Annotated in this window: 15 protein-coding genes; 2 read left to right on the top strand and 13 right to left on the bottom strand. The window is 74.8% G+C overall.

Annotation, left to right across the window (positions count from 1 at the left end; genetic code table 11):
- Positions 1-28 precede the first annotated feature (28 nt).
- From ACQPYD_RS01460 to eccCa, 4 genes are all read right to left on the bottom strand, one after another.
- Positions 29-355, bottom strand: a complete 327-nt coding sequence (locus tag ACQPYD_RS01460; RefSeq protein WP_355014066.1) for a hypothetical protein — start codon at positions 353-355, stop codon at positions 29-31.
- Positions 356-617: 262 nt separating this feature from the next.
- The gene (locus tag ACQPYD_RS01465) at positions 618-1,757 is read right to left on the bottom strand and encodes a hypothetical protein (protein WP_433699435.1); all 1,140 of its coding nucleotides are present in this window, start codon (positions 1,755-1,757) and stop codon (positions 618-620) included.
- Positions 1,758-2,034: 277 nt separating this feature from the next.
- Positions 2,035-3,375 carry a PQQ-binding-like beta-propeller repeat protein gene (locus tag ACQPYD_RS01470; RefSeq protein WP_433699436.1) on the bottom strand — a complete coding sequence of 447 codons (1,341 nt, stop codon included), beginning with the start codon at positions 3,373-3,375 and terminating at the stop codon, positions 2,035-2,037.
- Between the two features lie 333 nt (positions 3,376-3,708).
- Complete coding sequence (gene eccCa, locus ACQPYD_RS01475; RefSeq protein ID WP_433701915.1) at positions 3,709-7,623, bottom strand: type VII secretion protein EccCa; 3,915 nt, start codon at positions 7,621-7,623, stop codon at positions 3,709-3,711.
- Positions 7,624-7,896: 273 nt separating this feature from the next.
- On the opposite strand from eccCa, the gene eccD reads away from it, so the two are divergent.
- Positions 7,897-9,231, top strand: coding sequence for a type VII secretion integral membrane protein EccD (eccD, locus tag ACQPYD_RS01480; protein WP_433699437.1), 1,335 nt, complete (start codon positions 7,897-7,899; stop codon positions 9,229-9,231).
- Between the two features lie 149 nt (positions 9,232-9,380).
- Here the strand turns inward: eccD and ACQPYD_RS01485 are convergent, their stop codons facing one another.
- The 8 genes from ACQPYD_RS01485 to ACQPYD_RS01520 all read right to left on the bottom strand — a co-directional run bounded on the left by ACQPYD_RS01485 (position 9,381) and on the right by ACQPYD_RS01520 (position 21,071).
- Positions 9,381-9,878 carry a hypothetical protein gene (locus ACQPYD_RS01485; RefSeq protein ID WP_433699438.1) on the bottom strand — a complete coding sequence of 166 codons (498 nt, stop codon included), beginning with the start codon at positions 9,876-9,878 and terminating at the stop codon, positions 9,381-9,383.
- 161 nt (positions 9,879-10,039) lie between these two features.
- Positions 10,040-12,142 (bottom strand): acyl-ACP thioesterase, encoded by a 2,103-nt coding sequence (locus ACQPYD_RS01490; protein ID WP_433699439.1) that lies wholly within the window; start codon positions 12,140-12,142, stop codon positions 10,040-10,042.
- Positions 12,143-12,274: 132 nt separating this feature from the next.
- Positions 12,275-14,326, bottom strand: a complete 2,052-nt coding sequence (locus ACQPYD_RS01495; protein ID WP_433699440.1) for a protein kinase domain-containing protein — start codon at positions 14,324-14,326, stop codon at positions 12,275-12,277.
- Positions 14,327-14,339: 13 nt separating this feature from the next.
- On the bottom strand, positions 14,340-16,475 hold the full coding sequence (locus ACQPYD_RS01500; RefSeq protein WP_433699441.1) for a WD40 repeat domain-containing serine/threonine protein kinase: 2,136 nt from the start codon (positions 16,473-16,475) through the stop codon (positions 14,340-14,342).
- A gap of 146 nt (positions 16,476-16,621) precedes the next feature.
- Positions 16,622-18,706 (bottom strand): WD40 repeat domain-containing serine/threonine protein kinase, encoded by a 2,085-nt coding sequence (locus ACQPYD_RS01505; protein WP_433699442.1) that lies wholly within the window; start codon positions 18,704-18,706, stop codon positions 16,622-16,624.
- A 379-nt stretch (positions 18,707-19,085) separates the two neighbouring features.
- Positions 19,086-20,135 (bottom strand): aldo/keto reductase, encoded by a 1,050-nt coding sequence (locus ACQPYD_RS01510; RefSeq protein ID WP_267947622.1) that lies wholly within the window; start codon positions 20,133-20,135, stop codon positions 19,086-19,088.
- Positions 20,136-20,218: 83 nt separating this feature from the next.
- Positions 20,219-20,542 carry a putative quinol monooxygenase gene (locus ACQPYD_RS01515; protein WP_267947623.1) on the bottom strand — a complete coding sequence of 108 codons (324 nt, stop codon included), beginning with the start codon at positions 20,540-20,542 and terminating at the stop codon, positions 20,219-20,221.
- Positions 20,543-20,690: 148 nt separating this feature from the next.
- Complete coding sequence (locus ACQPYD_RS01520) at positions 20,691-21,071, bottom strand: hypothetical protein (RefSeq protein ID WP_330160857.1); 381 nt, start codon at positions 21,069-21,071, stop codon at positions 20,691-20,693.
- A 575-nt stretch (positions 21,072-21,646) separates the two neighbouring features.
- Between ACQPYD_RS01520 and ACQPYD_RS01525 the strand changes: the two genes are divergently transcribed.
- A complete protein-coding gene (locus ACQPYD_RS01525) occupies positions 21,647-22,933 on the top strand; it encodes an MFS transporter (RefSeq protein WP_433699443.1) in 1,287 nt (428 codons plus the stop codon).
- A 338-nt stretch (positions 22,934-23,271) separates the two neighbouring features.
- Here the strand turns inward: ACQPYD_RS01525 and ACQPYD_RS01530 are convergent, their stop codons facing one another.
- On the bottom strand, positions 23,272-24,132 hold the full coding sequence (locus ACQPYD_RS01530) for a SigB/SigF/SigG family RNA polymerase sigma factor (protein WP_433699444.1): 861 nt from the start codon (positions 24,130-24,132) through the stop codon (positions 23,272-23,274).
- Between the last annotated feature and the right edge of the window lie 247 nt (positions 24,133-24,379).

Consider the following 24,379-nt stretch of genomic DNA (forward strand, 5'->3'; position numbering starts at 1 on the left):
GGCGGAGCGGTGTCGGACCGGTGGCGCGTCAGTCGAAGTTGATGTCCCGGTGGGAGCCCCAGGGGGAGTCGTACTCCTCGGCGGACCGCACGTCGTTCAGGGCGATCCCGCCCGCGCCCGCCTGGATGTTCTCGGCCAGTTGGAGGCCGTGCTCCTGGACGCCCTGGAAGACGGGGAGCATGTCCTGCCGGAACAGCGAGAAGCCGAGGGCTACGTCGCTGTTCCCGGCGGCGCCCTCCGCGTCCCCCATGAGGTGGTCGAACATCTCGGCCAGCCCGGCCATGGCGGACGCGAGGGTCTCGGCGTACTCGCCGCCCTGCATCCCCTCGATCGGGTTGCCGCCTGCCTCGGTCATCCGCGTGTCCCCCGTCGTTGTTCGGCGCCGGTCGGAGTCGATCCGACGCGCTCCCTTCTGCGACGCATCGTCGGTCATGTGAGTCGCGGGCCGATGGCGAAGTTCACTACGGATCGGTATCGGATGCTCCGCGGCGGTCGGCCGGACAGGGGCCGTGGGCTGGGACGGAGCCGGGCCCGGGTACCGTCCGGTGCGCCGTTCGGGCCCCCGGGGCGGACAGCGGGGGCCCGGCGGCGGCCGGACGGGCGGCCGCGCCGGGGCCTCAGGAGGAGGGGGACCCGGAGGGGTCGGCGCCGGGGCCGTCGGCCGCCGGCTCCGTCGCCCAGCGGACCGCGAGGGGCCACCCGTCCATGGACGCGTCGTGGAAGCGCGGGAAGGCCTCGGCGGTCCCCTCCACGGAACCGTCCGCGAGGTCCACCCGGAACCAGGCCTCACCGGTCTGGAGCAGGACGGCCTCCCGCCCGGGGGCGGGCGCGTACTGCTCGACCGGACCGTCGGCGTCCTCCAGCAGCCGGGTCGCCCGGTGGCCCTGGCCCTCGACCGTCACCAGGTACGCGCCCGGCGGCGTGTCGGCGCCGCCCACGGCGTCCGGGCGCAGGAGGGCGGTGCCCTCGCCCCACACCGGGGCCCCGTCGAAGGTCTGCCACTGGCCGCCGCCGACGTTGAGCGTCGCGTTCACCACGCTGCCGTCGGTCTGCCGCACCACGAGGCTGCCCCCGTCCGAGGCGCTCATCTGCTGGGTCTGCACGCTGTTGCGGATGTGCAGCGCCCCCTCGGGTGTGAGGGTCCAGTCGCTGGGCCGCTGGGCCTCGCCCAGGGCGAGGCTCCCCTCCTGGTTGGGGGTGCCGGTGGGGGCGTCCAGCGGCACCGACAGCACCTGGGGCGGAGCCCCGTCCTGCTCGTTGTCGGACACGAACCAGAGCCGGTCGCCGTGGATGACCGGCTGCGACAGGACCTCGCCGGCGGCCGGGGCGACGGTCTCGACCGGCTGGTAGGAGATCTCCTCCACGTCGGCCTGCCCGGCGTCCTCCGGGTCGGTGAGCACGGCGACGTTCACGGCGTTGGGCTCGGTGGTCGCGTACGCGAAGAACGCCCAGTCCTCGGAGAACTGCGCGTGCACGGGGACCGACGGGGCCATGGGGTCGACCGCCCCGTCGGGGAGCGCGATCCGGTGCCTCGGCTGCCCCGTCGCGGGGTCGTGGAACACGAGGACCTGGTCGGTCTCCGGGTCGCCGCCCTCGAACCCCCGGTGCAGCAGGGCCAGCCCGGTCAGCCCCTCCTCGGCCAGGTCCTCGACCGTCTCGGCGGGTCCGTCGGATCCGCCGGACGCGTCCGTGCAGGCGGTGAGGGCGGCGAGGGCGAGCAGGCACACGGCCGGGGTCAGGGCGGGGGAACGCCGCATGGAGCTGCCTTTCGGGGAAGGTCGGTGGCGGGAGCGGAGGGAGGGTGCACGGGGGCGGGGACAGAAGGGTGGGATCACTCCGAGGGTGTCATGGTTCGTTCCCCGGCAGCGCATCCAGGACCGGGTTCGCTCGGGACACGGGCACCGGGGCGGCGGTGCACGTCAGGGCGGCCACCGTCGCGGCGGTCGGCGTCACGGGGCGCCGTCCATGCCGTTCTCCTCCCGGGTGCGGCGCGGCGGACCGCGGGACGTGCGCGGGCGCGCGCTTCCGGCGCGGTCACGTCAGCCCCGCCACGCGGGGGACCGGCTCCCCGCGCGTGTGCTCGCGCACGAGCACGGCGCCGGGGACCTCCTGGAAGGTCCCCGGGCCCAGGGCCTCCTCGACCTCCCAGACGCTGTCGATCCCGCCGAGGTCGACCTCCACGGGAAGCGCGATCGCCTCCTCGGGGCCTTCCGCGTCCCAGTCGAAGACGGCGACCTCCATGTTGTCCTCCTCCTCGGACCACCTCGGCTTGAGCAGGGAGTCCTTGAGGGGGAGCTGGCCGGAGACGGTGCTTCCCACGCTGTTCTCGTCGGTGACGACCGTGTCCTTCACCGCGCCCGAGAAGTCCCGGACCTCGAAGCGGTCCTCCCACTGCCCGTTCTCCAGGCGCTCCGAGCGGACCGCCAGGTAGCCGTGGGGCAGGACGCGCAGCACGGTGTCCTCCGGGCCGGAGGGGAGCGCCTCGGACAGGACCTCCCCGCGTACCGTGTCGATCACGACGGTGCCGCGCATGAGCGCCATGTTCTGGAGCACGGCCACGTCGCCCGCGGCGGCGAACGCCTCCTCGTCGAGCTGTTCGGGGTGCTCGGCCGCGTCGTCGAAGTCCTGCCCCCGCACCAGGCTCCACTGCTCCTCCCCGGTGGTGGTGTCGAGGCTCGTCAGGCGCAGGTCGGAGCCGCCGCACGCGTAGACCACCACGACGCCGCTGGGGGTGAGGAAGCCGTCCTCGACCCGCGGGCCCCCTGCGCCGCCGGGGCACCGCAGGCGCTCGCCGCGCCACCCCGGTTCGTCGTCCCACGGGGAGAAGGAGACGGCGACTCCGCCCCCGTCGCCGGGCCCCGCCGTCACCAGGCCGTCGTCGGTCACGAGGCCGGCGTGCTGGACCGACAGCCGGTCCGTCCCGGAGCTGCCGTGTTCGAGCACGAGCGTCTCCACCCCGGTGCCGGAGTCCAGGAGCACGAGGAAGCCGCTCGCGCTCACGGCCACGAACGTCCCGTCGGGGGAGACCGCGGCCTCGGCCTCGGAGCCCAGGAGGCGGTAGCTCCACACCTCTTTCCCCGTCCTGGTGTCCAGGCCCACCACGCCGTCGTTCAGGTGCAGGACCGCGCCGGTGGGCACGGGGTGGACCCCTACGAGTTCCCCGTCCCGAGGGCCCTCCCAGACCCACGACGCCTCGGAGACCGTGGTCGGCACCGCGAGCTCCTCGAGCTCGTCCCCGGACATCTCGTGGACGACCTCGTGTCCGGCCAGCTCCCGGGCCTGCTGTCCGGAGCCGGAGAGGATCCCGCATCCGGGCGCCCCGAGGAGGAGCACGGCGGTCGCCGCCGCGGCGGACCAGCCGGTTCTTCTGTTCATGGTCAACCAGGTCGCTCTCAGGTGTCTTCTCGCCGTCCTGGGGGATGCGGCCACGATCGCAGGCGGGGAGCACTCCCCGCCCGGCCTTCGGGTCTTCCGCCGCAGTGTCGAAGCGGTGGCGCCCGTACCGGCACACGGTTCCAGGGACGAGGGACATTGAACCGGACGAATGTCACGACAGGTGCGGGGCCGGGCACGCCGGGTCGGTGAACCCCCAGGTGGGCGGCGGGTCTGTGACGGTGGCCGCATCCGGCCACGCGCGCCCGGGCCGCCCACGGCGGACCCCGGGCCGAGCGCCCCCGGGTACTCAGGGGGCGCACGGGTCCCTCGGGTCTACGCCGGGGAGTCGCTCCAGCCGACCTGCACCAGGTCGGGGCGCTGCCCCCGGCGCGCCAGCTGGGCGCGGCCGACCGGGAGCTGCTTGGACGCCGTGCCGTTGGCCAGGCGCCCCTCCATCCGGTCGCCGGAGAACAGCATGCCGGGCGTGGCCATGTCGGTCAGCGCCTGGAGCACCGGCTCGAACATCGCCCGCGCCGAACCGCCCGTGCGCCGGGCCGCGATGACGTGCAGGCCCAGGTCGGCGCCCTGCGGGATGAACGGGGCCAGCGGTGCGAGCGGGTTCGACCGCGCTCCCAGCATGTCCATGTCGTCCACCACGATGAACAGGTCCAGGCCCTTCCACCAGCTGCGCTCGCGCAGCTGCTTCGGGGTGACGTCCGGTCCCGGCATCCGCTCCTTGAGGGACCCGGCCAGGTTCGCCGCGACCGCCTTGGTCTGCTCCGCGCTCGTGCAGTACGCCAGCAGGTGCTCCTCGGGGACCAGCTCCAGGTGGCTGCGGCGGAAGTCCACCATGACCACGCCGACCTGGTCGGCCGGCCGGCGCACGATCTGCCTGACCAGCCCGCGCAGCAGGGCGGTCTTGCCGGTCTGCGGGTCCCCGTACACGACCAGGTGGGGGTCCCGGTCCAGGTTCGTGGCCACGGGGGCGAGCGTGCTCTCGGCCATGCCCAGCACCAGTTCGGCGTCACGGCGGCCCCGGGGGGCGCGGCGCCCCTTGAGCAGGTCGTCCAGCTCGACCTTGGAGGGCAGGGTCTTGACGCCCTGGACGGCCTTCTGCGGCCACCGCTCGCCGACCCGCTTGACCAGGTCCCGGATGCCGTCGGTGACGTCCTGGTCCGAGGCGACCCCGTCCACCCGGGGCAGCGCCACGTGCGTGTGGTGCTCCGCCGAGGTCAGGCCGCGCCCGGGGGTGTCCTTGGGGATCTCGTCGGCGACCTTGCGGCCGATCCCCGAGTCCATCGGGTCGCTCAGCCGCAGCTCGAACCGGCCGCCGAACAGGGCCTGGAGCCGGGAGCGGACCTGCGAGGTCGCCGCGCCGGTCAGCACAGTGTGCACGCCGAGGGAGGGGCCCCGGGTCGCGATGTCCATCAGGACCTCGTCGGCCTCGTCGAAGGTGTCGCGCACCGACGACCAGCCGTCGATCATCAGGAACAGGTCGCCGACCACGTTCCCGGCCACCTTCCCGTCCGCGCGCGCCTGGCGCAGCGCGGCGGGGGAGTCCAGCTTGTACTTGCGGAACACCCGCTGGCGCCGGTCGAGCTGGGCGCGCACGTCCACCAGGACCCGCTGCACCTTCTCGGGGTCGGCCCGCCCGGCCACACCCGCCACGTGGGGCAGGTCCTCCATGGCCTGGAGCGCGCCGCCGCCGAAGTCGATGGCGTACACGCCCACCCGGCCCGGCGGGTACCGCCACGCCAGGCTCGCGATGAGGGTGCGGAGCATCGTGGACTTGCCGGACTGGGGGCCGCCCAGGACGATGACGTTGCCCTCGGCCCCGGTGAAGTCCATCTCGGCGGGGACGACCCGCTGCTCGCGGGGGATGTCGGTCAGGCCGAGGACCGCGCGCATCTCCGCGGCGGGGGGCTCGGTCCCGGGGCCCTCCAGGTCGTCGCCCTCGCCCAGGTCGGCGAGCACGGTGTCCAGGGTGAGCAGTTCGGGCAGCGGCTCCAGCCAGATCGGCCGCACTTTCTCCGCTCCCGACGCCACCAGCCGGTCCACGGTCACCTGAAGGGTGGTGCGCTTGTCCTTCCTGGGTTTGGACTCCTCGCCCCTGGCGCGGACCGACGCCATGAGCGACTCCACCAGGGAGCCCTCGCCGGTCACCTTGCTGAGGCCGTTGTAGGACAGCAGGGGGAGAACGGGCTCGTGCTCCTCCTTCTCCTCCTCGGCCGGGGGCTCGTAGGGCTGGGAGACCATGGCGGCCTTGAACCGCTCGAAGACGGAGGTGTCCACCTTGAGGTAGCCCGATCCGGGCTCGGGCGGCAGGTGGTAGGCGTCGCCGACGCCGATGGCCTCGCGGCTCTCCGCCTCGGAGAACGTGCGCAGGCCCACCCGGTAGGACAGGTGCGACTCCAGGCCCTTGAGCTTGCCCGACTCCAGCCGCTGCGTGGCCAGGAGCAGGTGCACGCCGATGGACCGGCCGATCCGGCCGATGGCCACGAACAGCTCGGCGAAGTCCGGGTGGGCGGTGAGCAGCTCGGAGAACTCGTCGATGATGATCAGCAGGTGCGGCAGCGGCTCCATGCCCGGGTCCTCCTCCCGGGCCGCCTCGTAGGCGTGCAGGTTGGGCAGGTTGCCCGCGTCCTTGAGGATCTGCTGGCGCCGTGTCAGCTCGCCGAAGGTGGCCTCCCGGAACCGCATCACCAGGGAGTCGTCGTCGGCCAGGTTGGTGATCAGCCCCGTGCTGTGCGGCAGCCGGTCGGTGTCGGCGAAGGTCGCGCCGCCCTTGAAGTCGACCAGCAGCAGCGCCAGCGACTCGGGGGAGTGGTTGATGACCAGCGACGCCACCATGGTCCGCAGCATCTCCGACTTGCCGGAACCGGTCGCGCCGACCACCAGGCCGTGCGGCCCCATGCCGCCGAACGCCGACTCCTTCAGGTCCAGCAGCACCGCGTTGCCGTTGGGGCCCACGCCGATGGGGACGCGCAGGTAGTCGCCGGTGCTGCGCTTGCGCCAGGTGCGGCGGGTGTCCAGCTGGGCGACGTCGGACACGCCCAGGATCTCGGGGAGGCCCACGGTGGCGTGCATGGCGTCGTCGCCGTCGGAGGCGGCGATGCCGTACGGGGACAGGATGCGGGCCAGGCTCGTCAGGTGGGCGACGTCCGAGCGGTCGGCGGTCCCGCGGAGCGGCGTGCGGTCGGGGTTGTCGTCGGCGCCCGGGAGCTCGGTGTCCTCGGTGAGGGTGCCGTCGGCATCGACGTTCAGGCGCAGGTCCACCGACTCCGGTTCCTCGCGCCGGTCCGCCACCAGCGCGATGATGTGGATGCCCAGGTCGGAGAGGGAGGCGACGGGGGGTTCGGCGTGCAGGCCGGACAGGGTCGACTGGTGCTCGCCGTCGAGGACCACGACGAGCCGCTGGGTCCCGGGCCCCGGGGGCTTGCCGCGCCGCCGCTGGAGGTCGACGGTGCGCCGCTCGATCTCGTCGGCGAGCAGTTCGCCGGCCTGCACGGTGTTGGCGGACACGAACCGGGCGGGCATCGGCCCGTCCTGGGCGTCGTCGAACGTGTTGTGGGGCAGCCACTTGAGCCATTCCCACCGGTCGCGGAGCTTGGTGTCCCGCACCACGCCGATCCGCAGGTCGTGCGGGGAGTGGAAGGCGGCCATCTGGGCGATCATGCTGCGGACCAGCCCGCGTCCCGCCTCGCGGTCCCCGACGACCGACACCACCCCGTGCTCCCGCAGCGGGACGACGAGCGGCATCTCGGGGACGTCCGCGTACAGCTCGATGAGCTGGTCGGCGGCGCCCTGGCAGACGGGGTCGTACTCGATGAGCGGGGAGGAGGTGTCGACCTTGAGCCTGAGGCGCCGGGAGAGGGGGCGCGTGCCCGTGCCCGCGCGCACGTCGAGGAAGTCGGGGTCGGCGGGACGCCGCTCCCACCTCCTCGTCCGCGAGCGGGCGGGCTCGGTGAGGAGCGAGGGGTCGGGGTGGCGGAACGCGTTGTCCGCGCGCTGGGTGGAGGCGACGTCCCGCACGATCTCGCGGAGCTGGTCGAGGTAGTCGACGTAGCGCTCGCGCTGCTCCCGCATGCGCTTGCGGGGGCCGTTGTGCTGGGCCACGAACATGATGATGCCGACGACCACGCTGGCCATCATGATCATGACGCCGGCGACGGCCATCAGGGGGCGGTGGCCCATGGTGATGGACATCAGGAGCGAACCCGAACCGGTGATGATCGGCATGATGATCATCGCCCCCGAGCTGGACGCCGGCGCGTTCTCGGGCAGCTGCGGCGGGGCAGCGATGACCAGGGGAGTGTTCCCGGGAGCAGGAGGGACACTGCGGGCAGGGCGGGGCACAGGTCTCGTCGCCACAGCGATCTCTTTCCGTCCACCTACGGGGGTTGGTGTCTGGGTGACTACGCTAGGAATGATCTCGCGAACCCCGCGAATCACCTAATTCGCGTCCGTCCTCCCCCTTCGCGGCGAATGCCGCCCACGACGACGACAGAAGGAACCATTGGTGTGAGTGGATACTGCCGGGTCACCGTCACCGGACCGGAGCGCTGGGCCGATCTGGCACTTCCCGGCACCGTTCCCGTGGCGACCCTGATGCCGCGCATCATCGAGGTCTGCGCGCCCGACGAGGAGCGGACGGAGCCCGCCGCCTGGTCTCTGACCACGGTGGACGGGGCGCCCGTGCACCCGGACGAACCCCTGGAGAGCGCCGGGGTCTACGACGGGGACGTCCTGCTGCTGGACCGCCGCACCGCCCCGAGCCGCCCCTCCCACGTGGACGACGTCCGCGGCGCCGTCGAGGACAGGGTCGACGACACCGCGCGCATCTGGAACCCCGCGACGACGCTGTCCTTCGGCCTTCTCGTGGCCAGTATCGGCCCCCTGGTCCTCCTGGGGCTGATGATGCGGCTCCTCCCGTCGGCGGGACACCTGGGCGTCGCCGCGGTCGGGACCCTGTTCACGGTCGCCGTCATGCTGCTCGCCGCACGCAGGCCCCTGCCCGCCGTCGCGCACGTGCTGTTCGCGGCGGCCTGCGTGTGGGGCGCGGTCACCGCGGTGCTCGCCGCCGCCCTGGTGGCGAGCACGAACCCGCTGGTGACGGCGGCCTTCGCGCTCTCCGGGGCGCTCCTGGTCGCGGTGATCGGCTGGGCCATGCACGAGACGGGTCTGGCGTACATCGCCGGGCTCGGGGTCGTCGCGGTGGCCGCGGCCGTCCTCGTCGTGGTGGGGATCTTCACCGAGCCGGTCCAGGGCGTGCGGTCCATGGGCATCGCCCTGGCGCTGTGCGTGGGGGCCCTGCCGCGCGTCGCCATGGTGATGGGCGGCCTGTCCGGCCTCGACTACGAGGTGGGGCGCTCGGGCCAGGTGCCCACGGAGCGGTTCGAGGACACGTACGGCAACACCGACCGCCTGCTGCTGGGGATCGTGCTGGGCGCGGCGGTGAGCGGCGGCGCCGTCACCGTGCTCCTCGCCGTCCTGGCCCAAGGGCTGCCCGACCTGCTGCTGGGCGGTCTGCTCTCGGTCCTGCTGGTCCTGCGCTCGCGGCTGTTCGACCGGATCCGCCACGTGCTGCCGCTGCGGCTGGCCGGGGTGCTGGGCGTGGGGGCCACGGGCGTCGCGGTCGTGGGCGAGTACCCGTTCATGGGCCCCTGGCTGCCGCTGATCGTGCTCCTGGCCGGGATCGTGCTCGGGGTGCTGAGCTGGGTGCGGCTGACCGACGTGCCCCGCGCCTCGCTGCGCCGCCTCCTGAACTGGACCGAGATCCTGGTCATCATCGGCATGTCCGCGGTGTTCGCGTGGGCGATGGGGCTGTTCGCCCTCGTCGCCCGCATGACCGGTTAGGCGGCGTTCCGCGGACGCCGGCCGCCGCCCGTCGGGGCGGGCGTCCGCGGGACCCGCTCCGGAGCGGCCCACCGTCCGGGCCCGGAGTCCCGGGCCCGTCGGCGGGTGCGGGGCCGGCCGGGAGGTCCGGGGGAGACGGCCGGAACCGGTCAGGCGTTCCGCTCCTCCCCGGCCGCGGAGCCCTCGGCGGGGGGAGCGGCGGCGGGCTCGCAGTGCGCGCGGAGGCCGCGGCGCCGGCGCGCCTCGCGCAGCGAGACCCCGACGATGCGCGCGGCGGTGAGGCCGGCGACCACGGCGAGCGGGAGGACGAGCATGGTCACCGGCTGGCGGATGCCGTGGAAGCGCGCCCCGGCCCCGTCGAGGACGATGAACCCCGCGGGCCGGGCGCGCACGAACCCGCCGCCGCCCGCGCCGTCCCCTCCCGCGGCGAACAGGCGGCTGGAACCGCCGCCCATGCTGGTGAGGGACGTGATCCTCGCGACCGGGACGACCGTGGAACCCCCCGACGTCACCGGGTCGCCGAAGACGGTCGCGGACCGGGCCGCGGACCCGGTGCTGCGGACCAGGTCGGACAGGACGGACAGCGCGGGGCTGGTGCGGCGGCCGGAGGCCGCCTCGCGGATGCGGCTGCTGACGTTTTCCGGCATGGCCTCTGGTCCTCTCGGGGTACGGGCACGGGCTTTCACGCTATAGCGCCCGGGCGGCACCGTGAGGAATCGGGTCCTTCCGGCGCGCCCGGGACGGCGCGGGCGGAACGCGGACCCGGCGCCCTGCGGCGCCGGCCGTCCCGGCGCCCATGCCGGCCCCGTCAGAACAGCGTCTCGGCCGGCTCCAGGGTGTCGGGGTCGACCAGGACGACGCGCCCCTCGGCGGAGACGCCCGCCAGGACCTCGCCCCCGGGGTGCGCGGAGACCTCCTGGAGTCCGACGGCTCCACGGCCGTCGGCCGCGAGGTCCTCACCGGTCTCCGCGTCGAACGCGTGCGTCGTGTACGCGCCGTCCTCCAGGGGGTCGTCCCCGGGGGCCAGCCAGCTCACGTACACGCGGTCGAGCGCGGCGGAGAGCACCAGGTCCACGGGGATCGGCCCTTCGGCGTCGGCGAAGCCCGTGAGCTCGAAGGACCGCACCTCCGAGCGGGCGGCGTAGTCCCACCACACGATCCGGTCGCCGACGAGGTGGACCACCTCGTCGGTTCCGGGCACCGCGGCGAACAGGCGGTGCGACGTCCCCCGGACGGTGTGCAGCTCCTCGCCGCTCTCCGCGTCCCACACGGTGATCGTCCCCCCGTCGTTGGTGAGGACGCGCCCGGCGTCCGCGAAGGCCGTCCCGTGGACCGGGACCTCCGCGATCTCGGACACCCGTGCGCCGGTCCCCGTGTCGACGACGGCGACGCTCGGCCTGTCGCCGGCCCGCTCCAGGGAGACGGCCAGCCGCGACCCGTCGGGGCTGAACGCGAGGCCCTCCGCGTGGCGCGGCCTGGCCGTCCACGTCCCCCCGGTCCCGACGGGCCCGTCCTGCGGTCCCAGGTGCTCGGCGGACGTGCCGGCCGCGAGGTCGAAGGTGCGGGCGACCCGCACCTGCTCGTCGCCCCGGCCCTCGAAGGACGTGGGCACGGTCACGGCGAGGGTGCACCCGGTCGGGGCGAACACCGGGCCCACCGCGAGCCCCACCGATCCCGCCGGCCTGGCGACCTCCTCCCCGGTCCGCCAGTCCCACACCGTCAGCCCGTGCTCGGCGGTGGTGACGGCCAGGCGGTCGCCGTCCGGGCTGAAGGCGGTCTCCCACACCGTGGTCCGCGCGCCGTCGACGTCCTCGCCGGGCGGCGGGAACCCTCCGCCGTCCGGGCAGCCGCCCTCGGTGACCAGCCCGGCGGTGTCCGCCCTGTCCGGTTCCCCCGCCGCGCCACCGTCCCCGGTCGACAGGCGGTGCCCCCACACGGCCGCCCCGCCCACGGCGGCCAGGGCGAGGACCGCCGCGGCCGCGGCGACCGCCCTCCGGCCGTTCCGGCGCCCCCGGGCGTCCGCCCCTGTGCCCCCGGCGCCCCCGTCCGGCACGCCAGCCTCCCCCGGCCCGGTCCCGGAGGGCCGCTCCGACCGTCCCGGCCCGTCGGCGGCCACCGCCGCCTCCTGCCGTGCCGCGGCCTCCTCCAGCCGGTCGCGGAACCCCGGCGGCCACGGGCCCGGCTCGGCGGGGCCGCCGAGCATCCGCACCAGGTCGGCGGCGCTGGGGCGCAGGTCCGGACCCCGGCGCAGGCACGCGTCGACCAGCCCCCGGAGCTGGAGCGGGACGCGCGGCAGGCCGGGAGCCCCCTCGGCCCCGCTCGCGGCGAAGGACAGGGTCGCCGCCCACGAGAACACGTCCGCGGCGGGGGCCGCGCCGCCCTCGGGCGCCGCGAAGGAGGGGCGGGGAGCGCGCTGACCGGAGTCCGACGCGGCCCGCTCCAGCCCGGCGTCGGCGAGGAGCGCGGTCTCCCGGGTGAGCACCACCCCGTCGGGCCGCAGCGCGCCGTGGGAGCGGCCCCGGGCGTGCAGCTCGGCGAGCCCCTGCGCCAGGGCGAGGGCGAGCGCGTGGAGGGCGTCCGCCGGGACCGGGCCGTGTTCGCGGACGTGGTCGGCCAGGGTCGGGCCGGGCGGCCGGTCGACCGCCGCCCACGGCACGGCTCCGCCCGGGTCGGCGGAGCGCACGCCGCACACGTGGCGGCCGTCCGGTCCGTACGCGCTCTCCACCAGGCGGGTGAACGCCGACCGGAACCCGGGGTCGGCGGCGTACCCGGAGCGCACGACCCTCACGGCCACGGGGCGCTCCCCGGGCGCCGAGCCCAGGTAGACGCGCGCGCAGGCGTCCTCGCCCAGGCGGGCGTGGAGCCGGTAGGGGCCGACGGCCGGGGGATCGTGGGGGTGGAGAGAGAGCATGGGCCTTACCGGTGTCGTGGCGGTGCGGGCGGGGGCGGGACGGTCCCGTGTCCGGTGCGGGACCGCTTTGGGCGGGGGCGGCCGGGGCCCCGGAGCCGGGTCCCCGGCCCGTTCGGAGGGGGCCGCGGCGGGTCAGCCGATGCTGCTGTGGAGGCGCAGGCGCTCCGCGTCCACGATCCAGACGTCCGGGAGGAGGAGCGGGACCCCCGTGAACACGTGGCCGTCGGGGTGCATACCGAGCCGACTGACGTACCCCTCGTCCTCCTCCCCGGTCAGCTCCTCGCCGGTGGAGAACTCCCAGACCTTCATCCCGAACCCCTCCGAGTCCTCGTCGACGATCAGCTCCCCGGACGTGTACGGGGCGTACAGCCGGTCCGCCCCGGGGCTCAGGACGAACTCGCTGAGCCCGTTCTCCGGCATCGCGGCCGGGGCGAACGTGCGGGGCGGGCCCCCGTCGAGGAAGTCCTCGTGCACGACCCCGTCCCCGGTCATGTACAGGATGCCGCCGTCCTCGTCGGGGAGTTCGAGGTTGGGCCCGTACCCGGGCTCGGCGCCCCCGGCCTCGAAGAGGGTCGCGCCGCTCTCCGTGTCCCAGACCCGCACCTGCCCCGTGTAGTCGACGGCCGCCAGGTACCCGCCGCCGGGGGAGACCGCGATCGTGTGGGCGCCGTCGGTCCCGCTGTAGGTGTCGGTGACCTCGGCGGTCTCCAGGTCGACGCGCAGCACGGCCGACTCCGGCTCCCCCGTGCCCTCGACCAGGTACAGGCCCTCGCCGCCGGGGTCGAAGGCCGAGGCGACGACCTCCACGTCCTCCCGGTACACGGTGTGCTCGCCCGTTCCGGCGACGTACACGTGCACGCCCGTCCCGTTGTAGCCCACGCGGCAGCCGTCCGGGCTGACGAGCGGGGTGGGCGACAGGCCGGGGACCTCGTCCTCGATCCGGGCGATCTCGGTGCCCTCCTCCCAGTCCCACAGGGCCAGCCCCTGGCTCCCGGCGACGACGAGGACCCGGCCGTCGGCGGAGAACACGGTGCCCGGAGGGACGGACGACGACGGGATGTCCGGCGCCGGCCGGGCCGCCTCGGCGAACTCCGGGGCGATGTGCTCGGTGAGGTCGCACCGGGTGCGGCGGCCGGGGCCCTCCTCCGCGGTCCCGCCGCCGGACGGGCCGGCCAGGGCCCACGTCCCCGCCCCGGCGGTGAGGAGCAGCGCGGCCGCCGCGGCGCCGACGAGCGGCGGGCGCCGCCGGGCCCGGGAGGCGGGGGCGCCGCCCGCGGCCCCGGGGCCCGCGGCGGCGACGGCGTCCCGGTGCTCGCCGTCGATCCGTTCGAGCATGTGGACGGCGGGCGGGGGCAGCCAGGCGGACGCCGTCGTCGGAGGCGCGGCCGGACCGCCCAGGGCGTGCAGCACCCGCGACGCGGAGGGACGCTCCCGGGGGTCCTTGTCCAGGCACGCCGAGACGAGGCCGTGCAGCCGCTCGGGGATGCCCGTCAGCACGGGGTCCTGGTTCGTGATGCGGTACATCACGGCGGAGGGGTGGCCCTCGCCGAACGGCCCGGTGCCGGTCAGCGCGTACACGATCATCCCGCCCAGGGCGAAGACGTCGGCGGCGGCGCCGCCCGGCTCCCGGCGGATGTTCTCGGGGGCCATGTACCCCGGGGTGCCGACGAGCCGCCCGTCCCCGCCCTGCCCGGTGTCCTCCAGCGCGGCGGCGATGCCGAAGTCGATGACCTGCGGCCCCGCGGCCGAGACCATCACGTTGCCGGGTTTGAGGTCGCGGTGCACCAGCCCGTGGGAGTGCACCCGTTCCAGGGCCTGGGCGACGCCCCGGGCGGCGAACCGCACGCTGTCCTCGGGCAGCGGCCCCACGGACCGGACCAGGTCGTGCAGGGAGGGGCCCCGCACGTACTCGGTGGCCATCCAGGGGGTCCGGCCGGACGTGTCCGCGTCCAGCACCCGGGGCGTGTGGGCGCCGTGCACCCGGCGGGCGAGGTCGAGTTCGCGCGCGAACCGCTCCCGGAAGTCGGGGTCGTACGCGTACTCCGCCCGCACCGCCTTGACGGCGGCGGTGCGGCCCTCCCGGTCGATCCCCAGGTAGACGCGGCCCATGCCTCCGGCGCCCAGCAGGGCGACGGTCCGGTACGGTCCGATCCGGCGCGGATCGCGGGGTGCGAGGTGCTGCATGGCGGCCCTCCGGTCAGCTCAGCTCGTTGACGACGGTGTAGTCGGCGTCGAGGACGAGGACGCGTCCGCCGCCGTCGGCGACCGTGGCCAGGTACTCGTCCTCCGGGTGCGACCCCATGGGCGCGTACACCATCACGTCGGCGTCGCGGAGGAGTCCGCCCGTCGAGGCGTCCCACACGCTTCCCCGGTCGTCGTCCCAGCCGAAGGAGCCCGCGAGGACCCGCTCGCCGTCCGAGGAGTAGCCGATGCCGGTGACGGACTCGTGGCTCGCGTCCGGTTCGGCGAGGGGGCGGACGACCCCGCCGGTGCGGAGGTCGACGATGTCGACCCGCCTCGCGCCGCTCTGGAGGGCCATGGTCCGCCCGTCGGGCGCGAGGGCGAACGCGTAGTGGTCCCCGCCCTCGAACAGGTGGAGCCGCTCGCCGGTCGCGGGGTCCCACACGGCCACCCCGACGTAGGAGTCGAACCCCTCCTCCATGACCGTGCCGACGAGCAGGGAGTCGTCGGCGGTGTAGCTCAGGTCGGTGAGGACCCCTCCGGCGGGGAACTCCACGCCGGGCGTCCCCTCCGCCACGTCCCAGACCTGGACGACCCGCTCCTCGCGGGGGTCGCCGTTCTCGGCGGCGAGCACCGCCACCCGGGACCCGTCGGAGGAGAGGGCCGGCATGTCGTAGAACCCGCGGCCGCCGTTGTCCTGGCCGAACCGGTTGACCTCGTCGCCGCTGCCGCCGTCCCACACGCGGATCTGGTCGCTGTAGGCGCCGGCGACGTGGTCGTCGGGACCGATGTCCGCCGCGGACGGGGCGGGCTCGAACACGTCGACGGGTTCCCCGGCCTGCCAGTCCCACCTGGACAGGGACATGCCGAACACGTACAGGGACTCGCCGTCCACGGAGAAGTCGACCTCGTAGATCCACCCCTCCAGGTCGACCTCCGGCGCGCCCCGCGCCGAGGGGGAGGCGGAGGGGCCGGGCGGGGCCGGGGGACCGCCCCCGGCCGCCTCCCGCGGGTCCCCGCCGCCGGGCAGCGCGGTGAGCGCGAGGGCCGCCCCTCCCGCGACGACCAGCGCGGATGCGGCCGCCGCCGCGGCGACCGCCGTCCGGCGGCGCCACCGCGGCCGTCCGCCCCCGGCGCCCTCCGGTGCCCCGCCCCCTCGGGCGGACCGCCCGTCGGACCCGCCGCCGTCGGACCCGCCGCCGTCGGACCCGCCCGACGGCGGCGGCGTCCCGTCCCCGAGGTCCACGGTGGTGCGCCCGGCCTCCTCCGCCCTCCGGACCTCGCCCTCCCGGGCGTCGATCTGCTCCGTCACGGGGGCGGGAAGCCAGCCGTGCTCGGCCGACGGGAGGGGCAGCGCGGAGAGTGCTCCCCGGACCTCCGCGGCGTCGGGCCGCCCGGCGGGGTCCTTGGCGAAGCAGCGGGCCAGCACGTCGCGCAGGGGGCCCTCGGGGACCGCCCCCAGCGCGGGTTCGTCGGCCGTGATCCGGCGCAGGGAGTCGACCGGGCGCCCGAAGCCGAACGGGGGCTCCGCCGAGGCGGCGAACACCACCGCGCCCGCCAGGGAGAAGAGGTCGCTGAGCTGGGAGACGCCGTGCCCCGTGATCTGCTCGGGCGAGGTGTAGGCGGGGGTGCCGAAGGTCTGCCCGGTGCGGGTGAGCACCGTGCCCTCGACGGCGCGGGCGATGCCGAAGTCGATCACCTGCGGGCCGCGCGGGGACAGCAGGATGTTGCCCGGCTTCAGGTCGCGGTGCATCAGCCCCGCCTCGTGGACCGTCTCCAGGGCCCGGGCGAGCCCGAGGGCCAGAACCAGCAGCGAGGGGCCGGGGAAGGGGCCGTTCGCGCTCACGGCCTCCTTCAGCGTGGGGCCGGGCACGTACTCGGTGGCCATCCACGGGACGTCGGCGTCCGTGTCGGCGTCGGTCACGGCCGGGGTGAAGGGGCCGCGCACCCGCCGGGCGGCGCGGACCTCCCGCGCGAACCGGTCCCGGAACCCGATGTCGTGGGCCAGGTCCTCCTTGACCACCTTGAGCGCGCGCAGGTGGCCGTCCGGGGTGCGCGCCAGGTACACCCTGCCCATGCCGCCCGCGCCGATGCGGGCGAGGAGCCTGTGGCGGCCGATGTGCCGGGGGTCGTCGGAGGCGAGGGGCTGCACGGCGGGTACGCGTTCCTCACTGCGTCATGGCACCGGCGCGGGGGCGGTCGCGCGGGGTCGGGGCGGTGCTCGGGAGGGTTCCTCCGCCAATGTAGCGGTTCGTGGGCGGACCGCCCGGACGGGTGACCGGTCGCGGCCCGCCCGGGTCAGTCGCCGATCACCCCGAGCAGCGACAGGTCGGTGTCGTAGACGGCCAGGTCGCCGGTGTCCGCGCGCAGCCCGGCGAGCCGCGACCCGTCCGGGGACAGGACGAGCGGGAACAGCCGGGGCAGGTCCGGGCCGAGCCGGGCGCTGGCCGCGTCGCCGTAGTCCCACGCCATCGTGCTGCCCGACCCGGCGCCCGGGGCCAGCATGGCGGCGAAGACCCGGCCGCTCGCCTCGCTGTAGGCGACGTCGACCAGGAAGTGGTCCTCGTCGTCGGGCACGAACTCGCGCAGGACCCGTTCGTTCTGCGGCTCGACCAGCAGGACGCGGTCCGAGCGGATGAGCAGGACGCCCGAGCCGTCCGGGAGGATGTCGAAGGCGTCCGCGCCCACCCGCGCGCGCTCGTCGACCAGGCCCAGCCGGTCGAGGCCCCCGGCCCCCGTGCGCCACACCGCGACGCCCCCGCCCACCTCGCCGCCCGCCACGGTGGTGCCGTCGGGCGAGTACTGGATCGCGCCGAGGCTCCCGGAGCCGGGCAGGGCGGCCGTCAGCTTCCAGTGCTCCGTCTCGTAGAGGTGCAGGAACCGCGCCCCGGGGTCGCTCCGCACGCCCACGGCCAGCGAGGAGCCGTCGGGGCTGAAGGCGACGGACCGGACGGCCTGCTCCGGTCCGACGTTCCACGCCCTGCCCGTGGACAGGTCGGTGACGGCGGTCCCGTGGAGCGTGCCGTAGGCGAGCAGGCAGCCGTCCGGGCTGAACGCGGCCGGGGCGGGGGGCACCGTGGCCGCCTCGTTGTCGATCCGGGCCAGGGGCCGTGACCCCTCCCAGTCCCACAGGGTCACGCGGTCGACCTGGGAGACGGCCAGGACGGTGCCGTCGGGGGAGAACGAGAGTTCGAGGGGCACGTCCGGGGGGAACATGACCTGCGGCGGGCCGGTGAGGGCGAGGTTCCCGGCCAGGATTCCGGACGCGGAGCAGTCGCGGGCGGCGCCGGTCTCCCCGGCCGCCTCCCACGCCGGGGCCGCGACGGCGAACAGGCCCGCGCCCGCGAGGAGGACCGCCACGCCCAGGAGGGCCGCGACGCGCAGCACGGCCCTGCCCCGCCGCCGGGGAGCGGTGCGTGCGGGGGGCGCCGGCCGGGCGCCCGGAGCGAGCGCGGCCCAGGGATCGGGGGCCGGGGGGCCGCCGCCCCGGGGGCCGGCCGCGGAGCGGTAGGACTCCTCGGCCGCGGCGACCGCGGCGCGGGCCCGCGGCGGCAGCCACGGGGCGGTCGGGGGTTCCTCGGGGAGCGGTCCGCCGAGGTGGTCGAGGACCTCCTGCGCGGTCGGCCGGTTCTCGGGGAGCTTGTCCAGGCACGCGGCCACGAGCGGGCGCAGGGGGCCCGGGACCCCGTCCAGGGAGGGCGGCTCGCGCAGGACCCGGTACAGCAGGGTCGAGGGGTGCCCCTCCCCGAAGGGGTCGGCCCCCGTGGTCGCGAACAGCAGGGCTCCGCCGAGGGAGAACAGGTCGCCGGCGGCGGCGGCCCTGCCGCCGGAGAGGAGCTCGGGCGCCGTGTAGGCGGCGGAGCCGACGCCCTCGCCGGGGCGGGTGAGCCGGGCCTCGTCCACGGCCCTGGCGACGCCGAAGTCGATGAGCCGGGGGCCGTGCGCGTCCACCAGGACGGTCGAGGGCGTGAGGCCCCGGTGCACGGCGCCCGCGTGGTGGGCCGTGCCCAGGGCCTCGGCGATCCCCCGGGCGAGGACGGACGCCGCCGCCGGGGGGAGGGGCCCGGTGCGTTCCACCAGCTCGCGCAGCGTGGGCCCGGGGACGTACGCGGTGGCGGTCCAGGGGATGGGGGCGGACAGGTCGTGGCCGAGGAGGGGCGGGGCGAAGCGGCTGACCGTCCGGGGGGCGAGGGCGGCCTCGCGGGCGAAGCGGGCACGGAAGTCCAGGTCGACGGCGTACGCGGCGCGGACGACCGTGACGGCGGCGGGGCGCCCGTGCGGGTCCGCGCCCAGGTACACGCGGCCCATGCCGCAGGAGCCGAGGTGGGCGATGAGGCGGAACTCCCCGAGCTGGGTGGGCTCGTCGGGGTTGAGGGGGCGCATGGGTCCTCTGGGGGGCCAGGGGCGGAGGACGCCTCGGGGCCCGCCAGGACGGTCCGGTGCGTCTGCCGGAGGTTTCTCAGGAGTCACCGTAACCCGAGAAGATCGCTGATAGAGCACGATTCCGGCCGGTTCACAGGGGGTGTGTGCCCTTATGTCACCCTTTGGTGGTTCAGATCCGAAGATCTGTTGTGCCCGACTTCGCCGCGAAACCCGGTGAACGCGCGCGCCCGCCCCCCGGCGCCCGGAATAGGGACCGCCCGGGACCCCGCCGGAGGGCGGGCCCCAATGGGCGGCCCCGGGGAACCGCGTGCGCCGCGCGGCCCCGGGGAGGCCGGGAGGCCGCGCGGGGCGACGCCCCCGCCGGCCCCCGGCACACGCCCTACGGGCGGGAGGCGGTGGCCCCGGACCAGATGTTGACGTCGGAGTCCACGGCCCACTCGTCGATGCGCCGCAGCTCCTCGTCGCTGAACCCGGGGGAGTCCAGCGCGGCGAGGTTCTGTTCGAGCTGCTCCACGCTCGACGCCCCGATGAGCGCGGTCGTCACCGTGCGCGGCCCCTGGTCCCGCAGCACCCAGGAGATCGCCATCTGGGCGAGCGTCTGGCCGCGCTCCGAGGCGATGGCGTCCAGGGCGCGCGCCCGCTCCAGGACCTCCTCGGACAGCATGTTGTCGCGCCAGCTCGGGCGGCCCACGCCCGCGCGGGAGTCCGGCGGCACCTCGCCGCCGAGGTAGCGCGGGGTCAGCACGCCCTGGGCCAGCGGCGAGAACGCCACCACGCCCATGCCCTCGTCGGCCGCCGCCTCCAGCAGGCCGCCCTCCACCCACCGGTTGAGCATCGAGTACGACGGCTGGTGCACGGTCAGCGGGGTGCCCAGCTCCCGCATGATGCGGGCGGCCTCCCTGGTGGCAGCGGGGCCGTACGACGAGATGCCGGCGTACAGGGCCCGGCCGGACACCACGGCGTGGTGGAGGGCCCCCATGGTCTCCTCCAGCGGCGTGTCCGGGTCGGGCCGGTGGCTGTAGAAGACGTCCACGTGGTCGAGGCCCATCCTGGCCAGGGACCGGTCCAGCGACGAGAGCAGGTACTTGCGCGACCCGCCCCGCTGGTGGGGGCCGGGGCCCATGACCCACCCGGCCTTCGTGGTGATGACCAGTTCGTCCCGGTAGGGGGCGAAGTCCTCGGCCAGGGCGCGACCGAGGTTCTCCTCGGCGGCGCCGGGCGGCGGTCCGTAGTTGTTCGCGAGGTCGAAGTGGAACACGCCGAGGTCGAACGCCCGGCGCAGGATGCGGCGCTGGTTCTCCTGGTCGCGGTCCGCGCCGAAGTTCTGCCACAGGCCCAGCGACAGGCGGGGCAGGTGCAGCCCGCTGTCACCGCTCCTGCGGTACTCCGTCGTCTCGTACCGATCCTCGCTCGCCACGTAGGTGCCCACGGACCGCCTTCCCCTCGTCGGATGACCGACCGGCAGACTAACCCGCCCGGCGGTCCGCCCGAGGGGGCGGGGGGCCGACACGCCTAGGCGTCGACGGTGAGCTCGCCCATGCGGTCCCAGCCCTCGCCCTCCACGGAGCGGCTGACGATGAGCGGGGTCTCGGCGAGCAGCGGCTTCATCCGGGCCAGGCCCTCACGGAAGTGGTCGCTGTTGACGTGGGCCTCGCCCGTGCCGTCCCGGAACGCCTCGACCAGGACGAACTCGTCGTCGCGCTCGACGCTGCGGGACCACTCGAACCACAGGTTCCCGGGCTCGGCCCGGGTGGCGGCGGTGAAGTCGGCGACCTCGTCGAGGAAGCGGTCGACGGCCTCCGGCCTGACCCTGTACTTGACGACGATCAGGATCATGGTTCCCGGTCTCCTCACTGTGCTCTGTTCACTGCGCGGGGGGACACGATATGTCCCCCCCCGTCCCAGTCTTCCAGAGCGCTGCGGGTGCGGAGCGCACGGCTGACCAGGGCCGGGCGGCGGTGGAGCGGGGAGAGGAGGCGCGGTGTCAGGCGGCGACCGGCTGGCGTGCGGCGCCGAAACCGTGGCTGTAGACGGGCTCGGGTCCCCGGGCGAAGGGGTTGAGGAGCTCGGCGGCGCCGACCGGGTCGCTCGCGGGATGGGAGACCGTGCCGCCGTGGAACAGGTCGTTCCAGAAGAAGCGCCCGTCGCGACACCAGACGTTGACGTCGCGCTGGACCGACATGACGGCCATCTCGGTGGTGCCCGACCAGTAGAACTGCCGCTGGGTGGCTGAGACGAGTTCGCCCAGGAGCGCCGTGATCGCGCGCTCGGCGCAGAAGGCGTGGCGGGGCTTGTGCTTGATTCGTCTGGCGAGGGCCGACTTCGCCCGGGAGGCCCGGGGATTGTTCAGGCGCCAGTGACTCAAGGTCGTCTCCAGTGGGTCTCGGGTGCCGCGGTGCTGACCGTGTGCTCGGTGCGGCCACAGTCGCCGCGGTTCGAGGGTTTCCGCCCGTCCTGGGACCTTGGCGGGTTCCCTCCACAAAGTTGGTGAGGTGCGAACGGTGTCGTTACCTCGTAGTTATTCTTTGCGCTCCGGATGCTAGCAGCAACTCACCCCTTGCAGTCGAGGCTTCTACGAGTGACCAATGTCACATTTAACGAAACTGTATCGACTGGGCAAAACCAAGAACCCGCTGGTCAGGGGGGTTTTCCTGTACCTGTGTTCGATTGGCGCGGGTCGAATAAAGGCCTCTGAGTCCCGTTCCGGCTGTCGCGAGTCTCACCCGTTTTGGCAACTCCTGGCGTGCTTCTGGTGACTCATGGTGACTTCTTGCTGGTTACGCGTTCTTGACTCTGTCAAGCGCGGGTCTTGCCGATGCCGGGTCCGGCGGCGCACACGGGCGTCGGCCGGTTTTGCGCACCCTGTCACCCCGGTGTAAGGGATGGTCCGGTCGCTGGAGGACACTGGGAAGGTCGTACAAAACGGAGAGAAGTCGTCCAGTGACACAGACCCAGACATCCGGTGACCGGACTACCCCGGACGGGAGCACCGTGCCCGCCGAACCCGCGGGCGGCGCCCGCGCGTGGATCGTGTGGGCGGTCGCCGTCGCCGGGTACTTCCTGGCGATGCTGCACCGCAACGGCCTCGGCGTCGCGGCCCTGGAGGCCCAGGCCCGGTTCGACGTCGGCCCGGCGCTGCTGTCCCTGCTGCCGATGCTCCAGCTCCTGGTGTACGTCCTCCTCCAGGTTCCGGCGGGCCTCCTCGCCGACCGGCTCGGCCCCCGCTACACGCTCGCCATGGGCATGGTGGCGATGGTGGTCGGTTCCTGCCTGTTCGCGCTCGCGCCCGGGATCGAGGCCGCGGTCGCCGGACGGTTCCTCATCGGCCTCGGCGACGCCCTCGTCTTCCTCAACGTCATCCGGCTGGCCGCCCTGTGGTTCCCGCGTGCGCGCTACGCCCTCGTCAGCGGCCTCACCGGCGTGGTCGGCGGCATCGGCCAGGTGGCGAGCGCGGCGCCCCTCGCGTGGGCCCTCGGGCAGGTCGGCTGGGTGGCCGCCTTCCTCTCCACCACGGCCCTGACCGCGCTGATGGCGCTCCTCGTGCTGCTGGTCGTGCGCGACCGCCCCGCCGACGCGGCCGGACGGTCGACCGTGGCCGACCCGATCTCCGTGTGGGAGGCGCTCAAGGAGGCCCTTCGCGCGCGCGGCCCGCTCATCGGCATGGCGCACCACGCGGCCGTGATGGCGCCCTTCACGATGATGATGGTGCTGTGGGGCTACCCGTACCTCGTGAACGGGCTGGGCCTGGCCGAGGGAGCCGCGGCGCTGACCCTGACCGGTCTGGCGGCGGGAGGCCTCTGGGTGGCCCCGTTCGTGGGCCTCCTGGTCGGCCGGCACCCCCGGGCGCGCCGGTGGCTGGCCCTGACCCTGGGGGCGGTGCTGAGCGCGGGCTGGGTGCTGCTGGTCGTGTGGCCCGGGGGAGCGCCCGTCGCGGCCGGGCTGACGGTGATGGCGGTGAGCGCGGTGGGCCAGACCCTCGCGCCGACGATCTCCTTCGACTTCGCCCGCGACGGCATCCCCGCCAGCCGCACCGGTGTCGCCTCCGGCCTGGTCAACATGAGCGGCTTCACGACCGCGGTGCTGTGCACGGTCGCCGCCGGCGCGATCCTCCAGGCGCTTCCGGACGAGCCGGAGTCCTACCAGATCGCGTTCGTGCCGATGTGCGTGACGACGGTCGCCGCGACCGCGGTGCTGTACTTCTTCGTGCTGTCCCGCCCCCGGTCCTAGGCCCCGGGGCCCGCGGGGAGGCCGGGGCGGAAGGGGCGCGGGCCCGGAGGCCCACGGCTCCCCCTCTCCCCTTACTCCTCGCGCGCGTGCGCGCGTGCCCGCGTGCGCGTGCGCGCGCACGCGAGGAGAGGGTGCCCGTGGCGGCCCTCCTGACCCGCGCGCGTGCGCGGGAGAGGCCGAGCCGGGCCACCACCGCAAGGCGGACAGGTTCCGACCCGCGCGCGTGCGCGCGGGGGAGGCCGCCCCGGCAGGGGGCGGCCTCCCCCGGTCCCCGTGCCTCGGGGGCGGGCCGGGCACGGCCCCCGCGCGTCCCCGGCCCCCGCCCCCGGACACGGACCTCAGGCGCGGGCCTGCGCCGTCTCGCCCATCTCGGCGCGGAGCCGGTCCAGCACCCCGGACAGGAGCCGGGAGACGTGCATCTGGGAGCAGCCCATCCGGTCGGCGATCTCGGTCTGGGTGTGGTCGCAGAAGAAGCGCAGGCCCAGGAGCCGGAGGTCGCGCTCGGGAAGGCGTGCGAGAGCCGGCTTGAGGCTCTCGCGCTGGTCCACCAGCTCCAGGCCGTGGTCCTCGCTGCCCAGGTGGTCCTCCAGGCGCATGGGCTCCTCCTCGGCGCCGGAGGTGTCCGGGGCCTCCAGGGACAGGCACTGGTAGGCGTTGGACGCCTGGATGAGCTGGTGCACCTCCTCCTCCGACATGTCCATCCTCTCGGCCAGTTCCGCGGTCGTGGGCGTGCGCGCGTGCTCCTGCTGGAAGTCGGAGGTCACTCTGCGCAGCTTGCTGCGCTCCTCCTGCTGGGTCCGGGTGACGCGCATCGCCCAGGTGTGGTCGCGGAAGTGGCGCTTGACCTCTCCGGTGACCGTGGGGACCAGGTAGGCGACGAACGGCTTGCCGTAGGAGGGGTCGTAGCCGCGCATGGCCTTGGTGAAGCCGACCATGGCTGCCTGGTACAGGTCCTCCAGCGGTTCGCCGCGGCCCTGGTAGCGGCGCGCGATCTTCTTGGCCAGGGGCTGGTGGAGCAGTACGACGCGCTCTCGGAGCCGGTCCGCGCGGGGGTCGCCCTCGCCCAGGCGCCTCGCCGCGGCCAGCAGCTCCTCGGCGGAGGCGTTCTCGCCGGGGATGCGTGTGCGGGGGCGGGAGAGCGGGCGGGTCCGCTTGCGGGCGGTGCGGGGCGTCTTCGGGGTGGTGGCGGTGTTCGGCAAGAGAGCTCCCGGTGGTCTGGTGGGTCCGGACAGAACGCCGGTGGCGTCGACTGGGAATTCAGTGCGGGCGGATGGGTGGAAGGGGTGGAGGAAAAACTTCGTGGACCTTCTTCCTTCCCTCAGGACAGCGCTTAAAAGTGCGGACCGGAATTTTTTACCCTTCCCCAGGTAGGGGCCGATGAAGTCACTCTCCGTGTCTTATGCCAGCGTCCGGAGGGGCGCCTTTCGTGGCGTGGCACACACACTG

It is taken from the genome of Nocardiopsis sp. CA-288880 (assembly GCF_050955985.1).
Taxonomy (GTDB): domain Bacteria; phylum Actinomycetota; class Actinomycetes; order Streptosporangiales; family Streptosporangiaceae; genus Nocardiopsis; species Nocardiopsis tropica.

Bases quoted from the DNA above. Each gene is read 5' to 3' on its own strand.
- ACQPYD_RS01490 (WP_433699439.1), bottom strand. From the start codon at position 12,142: ATGCTCTCTCTCCACCCCCACGATCCCCCGGCCGTCGGCCCCTACCGG.
- ACQPYD_RS01470 (WP_433699436.1), bottom strand. From the start codon at position 3,375: ATGAACAGAAGAACCGGCTGGTCCGCCGCGGCGGCGACCGCCGTGCTC.
- ACQPYD_RS01460 (WP_355014066.1), bottom strand. From the start codon at position 355: ATGACCGAGGCAGGCGGCAACCCGATCGAGGGGATGCAGGGCGGCGAG.
- ACQPYD_RS01505 (WP_433699442.1), bottom strand. From the start codon at position 18,706: ATGCGCCCCCTCAACCCCGACGAGCCCACCCAGCTCGGGGAGTTCCGC.
- ACQPYD_RS01485 (WP_433699438.1), bottom strand. From the start codon at position 9,878: ATGCCGGAAAACGTCAGCAGCCGCATCCGCGAGGCGGCCTCCGGCCGC.
- ACQPYD_RS01495 (WP_433699440.1), bottom strand. From the start codon at position 14,326: ATGCAGCACCTCGCACCCCGCGATCCGCGCCGGATCGGACCGTACCGG.
- ACQPYD_RS01515 (WP_267947623.1), bottom strand. From the start codon at position 20,542: ATGATCCTGATCGTCGTCAAGTACAGGGTCAGGCCGGAGGCCGTCGAC.
- ACQPYD_RS01465 (WP_433699435.1), bottom strand. From the start codon at position 1,757: ATGCGGCGTTCCCCCGCCCTGACCCCGGCCGTGTGCCTGCTCGCCCTC.
- eccCa (WP_433701915.1), bottom strand. From the start codon at position 7,623: ATGATCATCATGCCGATCATCACCGGTTCGGGTTCGCTCCTGATGTCC.